Annotated in this window: 3 protein-coding genes; 1 reads left to right on the top strand and 2 read right to left on the bottom strand. The window is 47.1% G+C overall.

Annotation, left to right across the window (positions count from 1 at the left end; translation table 11 throughout):
* Positions 1-87: 87 nt before the first annotated feature.
* The gene (locus J0895_RS04495) at positions 88-3,444 is read right to left on the bottom strand and encodes a glycoside hydrolase family 15 protein (protein ID WP_207086924.1); all 3,357 of its coding nucleotides are present in this window, start codon (positions 3,442-3,444) and stop codon (positions 88-90) included.
* Between the two features lie 372 nt (positions 3,445-3,816).
* On the opposite strand from J0895_RS04495, the gene J0895_RS04500 reads away from it, so the two are divergent.
* A complete protein-coding gene (locus tag J0895_RS04500) occupies positions 3,817-4,554 on the top strand; it encodes a WecB/TagA/CpsF family glycosyltransferase (protein WP_207086925.1) in 738 nt (245 codons plus the stop codon).
* A gap of 77 nt (positions 4,555-4,631) precedes the next feature.
* On the opposite strand, the gene J0895_RS04505 is transcribed toward J0895_RS04500, so the two are convergent.
* On the bottom strand, positions 4,632-5,390 hold a 759-nt coding region (locus tag J0895_RS04505), incomplete at its 5' end, for an ABC transporter ATP-binding protein (RefSeq protein ID WP_207086926.1).

Consider the following 5,390-nt stretch of genomic DNA (forward strand, 5'->3'; position numbering starts at 1 on the left):
AGAAACCGGGTTTCTTTACCCAATCTGTGACAATTAGCAAAAACTTAGGCGAGAAACCCGGTTTCTAGTCCCCTACCCCGAGTTGAATTACCCGACTGCGATCGCCTTGCCAAATTTGGTGAGGTAGCGGAATGCTTTGACGACGAAGCTGGCACAAACATAGGGCGATGTATTGTAAAATGAAGGCCAAGCTAATGCCTTGTCTTCATCGTAGCATTCACTTCGTTCCGGATGACTTTCAATCCAGGCTAATCGCACCGCATGACCAATTAATACATCCAGGACTATATATTCCTGAATCTGTAAATCCGGGTTGCGATCGCAAATCGCTGCGAGTTCCATCAAGGTTTCAATATTCACCTGTCGATATTCCGGTGCCTGAATTTTATTCAGCAAATGTTCCACCCGTAGGGCAAAATTCTTCTCTCCTGGGGTCATTTCTGCTAAAATTAACTCACTATCTAAGCGGTTGCGGCGCTCTAATTTATCCCCAATCACCAACCCTTTACAATGTTGCATGACTTGCCACACCCGAGGATAAAATTCTTTGGGGACTCGCCCTGCGGCACCATCTAACTGTCGCCGACGGTGCCAATTTCCTGAGATTTCTTCGGTTTCATTGGGGGAAGGCAGCACCACCCATTCAATCTCTTGTTCCTGCTGTTGGACGTGCATGGATTCTTGTTTTTTCAGGAGTTTATTCATCCCAGCATATCCTTTCAAAACTTCTCGCAATCGGGTATTAATCTGAAAAGGACTCAATTCCATCACCCGTTCGTATGCTTCATCTTGGATGAGGTTTAATTCTTTGGCGAGTTCACTGGTAATCAGCAAGATTAAGTAACTCACGCGCAGGGTGAGCAATCCATTAAATAAGTCCGGTTCGGCTTTGATTAATAACCCCAAATAGAGTAAAATCTCCTGAGTCAAAACGCGATCGCGAATGTCCTCCCCGCAAAACAGCCGAATTTTGTCCACAATTTCTGTATAGGACATCGGACGAGAAATTAGGGATGCCTCAGTATAGGCTTTTCCGACGGTAATTTGCTTTTGCCGGACTAGGATATCTGTCACTGCATCGGATAACCCAATATCTGCTTTATTCAACAACCCTGCGGCACGACGGACGACGGACCAATGAATTTGCTTTTCGAGGGTGTTCTCATCGTCACCGGCGATCGCCTCGGTTATCGGAGTCTTTCTCGGGTTACTTCCGGCGATCGCACAATCCTCGATCGCCTTCCCTGTTCCCGCCTTAAAATACACTTCATTCAGCAAATCTGCCACCGTCACCGAACGTCCAGGTCCCGCCAGTCCTGTCTCAAATTCTAATCCCTGCAAGCGACACAGGGTATGCAACAGTTCGATTTGCTCATACAAATTACAGGAGGCGCGTAAACTATCTAGCAACAATCCCGGATCCGTTTCACACTCTAACATGAACTCTTGGGTATGACTCAAAGGCCAATTTTTCTCGGCATCGTAAGCCAAAAAATAACAAGCGGGTGCCGCATTTTTCACCGGATTCTCACTAAACTGAAATTCATGGAGAAAATCAATCCGCTCAATGCTGCCGGTGAGCATCAGTTGATTCAGTCGTCCCAACTTCACCGGCGTCCCTTCACAGTCCCCATCCCGCAATTCTTTCATCAGTTCCAGCAATGCCGGGAGAAATCCCTCACTACTTCCATCGGTTTCCAACATGGCATGAGTCAGCAGCAAGGTGATTGTCGGACGTCCTACCCCATGACCCCCAATTTGAGGATACTGCCACCAATGGCGATGGATATAGGCCAGTTCACCCTTGATATTGGATACCAAAAAGTGATAATCTAAGGTGAGATAAAATTCCTGCTGGTCTAAAAATGACGGCAAGAATACAATTGTTTCTCCGCGAATCCGAAAAATATTAGAGGTTGTGAGACTCCGCAATCGGCGCACGGGTCGTCCCGTTAGCCCTAATTTATCGTTTCGGCCAATTTGCCGATACACGCCGGAGAGGGCTCGCGCTTGTCGCACTTGAATCGGTTCGACTTCTGCCGGGGTTTGGGTGGCAATCCCATGATAGGCGAGTTCCGTTTGCAGGTCTTCATCTTCCGCAAGCAGGGCGATTTGGACGACAGGTTTACGGCGTCCGGCGAGGGTGCGACGACGTCCTAATGGGTCGATATCCCCTCGGTGTAATAACCCTTCATCGAGCATCAAACCCAGGAAATATAGGCTTTGCGCCCAGACTAAGGGGAGATTTTCATTGGGGAGACGCGGTTGGGTTTGGGGATTGGTACGTTCGGCTTCTACCTTGTCTGCGGGAACGTAGTACAATTCAGGAAGCAGTTTCAATCCGTAGGACTCGACAACCAGGGAGTTGAGGCGTTCTTTATACTCTTGGGTTTGGGTGCGATCGCCTCGAAAGATGCCATCTAAGAATAAGTAGGTGAAAAATAACGGCCACTCACATTCAATGTTTTCAAACTTTTTCAGTTCCCAAGGTTCGTAATGCAAGCGCCAAGGGTCTTCCAATACGGTTTGATGTCCATCCCGCAAAAACCGCTTACAGCCATATTTCCCCTGTAATTTATTGATGACTTTCTGTTTGGTGCGATCGCATAATGGACCATCCTCGATCGCAAATGCCGGAAACGTGATAATACTCAACAAAGCCGCATCGACTTCCTTAGAACTCGATTCCCGAGGCAGAATCGATTCCAATGTCTGCCTTGCGCGGGCAATTTCATCCGCCAGGACGTGAATCACCGAACTCTGAGACCCTTTGACCCCAAATAAATTAACCCCATTAATCGCTTCTAACGCCGCCAATGCCATGCCAATGGAAGAGGCATTTAACTCCGGATTACCTTTATTAATTTTATTTCCCCGTTCCCAGATTCCATAATCGGGAGTGCGATAAGCCCGTCCAATATAATAGACTAAGTTCTGAATAAAATTAACTTCATCCACCGTATAAATAATGGATAACCCTGAAACCGTCATTTGAGCTAACATCAATAAAAAGATTGAAGTCGCATCAATTTGGAGATGTCCCCACTCATTATCGCCGACGACGGTATCTCCTGTATGGGTGTCAAATTTGGCGTGCAAACAATCAAGCAGAGATTGGGTTTCTTTGAACCGTTCCACCTTGTCTGCTTGCCGCATCATACAAAAGAGCAATCCCCGCATCAACTTAACCACACTATGTTCTAATTCATAAGTGCGTCCTTGGGAATCATCCATTTTGCGATAGGCGAGGGCCAACCCCCAGACGGCGAGAATGCTATAAACATTGTCGCGCACCCAGGCATCGGTATAGTCGCCGTGGGCGTTGATGGCGGTAGAAGCCGGTAACAGTCCCGTAATCGGATTTTGGCGAACCAGAATGAGGGACTGGATCTGGTGATAGTAATACTCTAATCGGGTTTGACGTTCGTTTGAGGTTAGGGTCATGAGGTTGTTTTGGAGTTGATGAAATGGTACGATTTAACTTCAGTGGGGGGTTTATCCCCGGTGGCGCGAGGGGCTTTTACCTCGCCTAGAGAATATCCTGGCGTTTTTATGAAAATTTTTATAAACCTAGAGCAGCACCTTATTATCCGTAATTTTTATATAGCGGTTCCCGGACTCATGAGGTATGCTCTAAAGCCCCTCTCCCGTCTTGGGAGAGGGGTTTGGGGTGAGGGCTGTACCTTGTGGACATGAGAAACGCTATAAAACTGAGGTTAATGGTAATAAAATTAAAATATAATTAAAATCCAATTTAGTCAAGAATAGGCTGAGGCGTTAGCAAGCTGAAAGTAAGGGTCTAAAAACAAAAGGGTTATGCTACAGGTGTTGCAAAAATTTTCCGTATTGGGACTGCCGGTTCATATTACCACTCATTATCGAGACTGGTTACAGTCACGTTTGCAGCAACGTCAGGGAACTCATGTGGTGACTCTGAATGCGGAAATGGCGATGCAAGCGCTAGAGACTCCAGACCTCGCTGAGGTGATTCATCAGGCGGATTTGGTGATTCCTGATGGTGCCGGAGTGGTGTTTTACTTTCTCGTCCGTGGTCGAAAAATCCAGCGCTGTCCTGGCATTGAACTGGCGGAGTCATTAGTGCAGTTAGCGGGGGATTTGGGAGAGGACTGTTCCACCTTTTTCTTTGGGGGGAAACCGGGAATTGCTGAGATAGCTTTGAAGCGATGGCAAACTGAGTTACCGGGATTGGCGATCGCCGGGACCCAAGATGGATATCTGTCTCCAGAGGATGAACCAGCTTTCAAAACGCGACTTCAACATCTGCAACCTCGCTTGATTTTAGTCGGTTTAGGCGTTCCTCGACAAGAGTTTTGGATTCTAGAAAATCGCCATTTATGTCCCGACGCGATTTGGGTGGGGGTTGGTGGTAGTTTCGATATTTGGTCGGGTCAAAAAGAGCGAGCTCCAGTTTGGTTACAACGGATCCAGATGGAGTGGGCCTACCGTCTCTATCAAGAACCCTGGCGTTGGCGACGGATGTTAGTATTACCCCAGTTCGCCTGGATTTCGATGAAAACCGCCCTCCGGGAGTGAGGATAAAGGATGTTTCCGCTTGTTAGTAGTAACGACTGAAGTCGTTACTACTAAAGGGAAGACCCCATCTCTCCAAACTACGCTGACACCTGACGCTGTGCTTGTTGTTCTTGGATGCGATCGAGGGTGCCGGTGGGGATGGAGGCGATGAGCGATCGCGTGTAGTCTTTTTGGGGGTTGCTGTAAATGCTTTCTGCCGGACCGATTTCTTCTACTTTGCCTTGATTCATGACTAGAATGCGATCGCTCATAAACTTGACCACACTTAAATCATGGGAGATGAAAATATAGGTGAGTTTAAACTCTTCCTGTAATTCTTTTAACAAATTCAGCACCTGCGCCTGGACGGATACATCTAAGGCGGAAACTGATTCATCACAAATAATAAACTTTGGATTCAGCGCTAATGCTCTAGCGATACAAATTCGTTGTCTTTGACCTCCGGAAAACTCATGAGGATAGCGATTCATTAATTCGGCATTTAATCCAACTCGTTCTAATAAATAGGCCGATCGCTCTCGTCGGTGGCGGGAACTCTCTCCCACTCCATGTATTTTCAATGGTTCCATCACCAAGTTCCCAATGCTCATCCGGGGATTGAGGGAACTAAAGGGATTTTGAAAGACAATTTGCATTTCTCGGCGCACTTGTCGCAACGCTTTCCCGGCAAGTTTGCCCACATCTTGCCCTTCAAATAAGACTTTTCCAGCAGTGGGTTCGATTAATCTTAATAAGGTGCGAGCAAGGGTGGTTTTACCGCAACCAGATTCTCCCACCAATCCTAATGTTTCTCCGGGATATACTTCAAAGGAAACCCCATTCACTGCCATGATATA

It is taken from the genome of Phormidium pseudopriestleyi FRX01 (assembly GCF_017313335.1).
Lineage (GTDB): Bacteria > Cyanobacteriota > Cyanobacteriia > Cyanobacteriales > Laspinemataceae > Laspinema > Laspinema pseudopriestleyi.

Coding starts and splice junctions, on each gene's coding strand:
- J0895_RS04495 (WP_207086924.1), bottom strand. CDS start 3,444: ATGACCCTAACCTCAAACGAACGTCAAACCCGATTAGAGTATTACTAT.
- J0895_RS04500 (WP_207086925.1), top strand. CDS start 3,817: ATGCTACAGGTGTTGCAAAAATTTTCCGTATTGGGACTGCCGGTTCAT.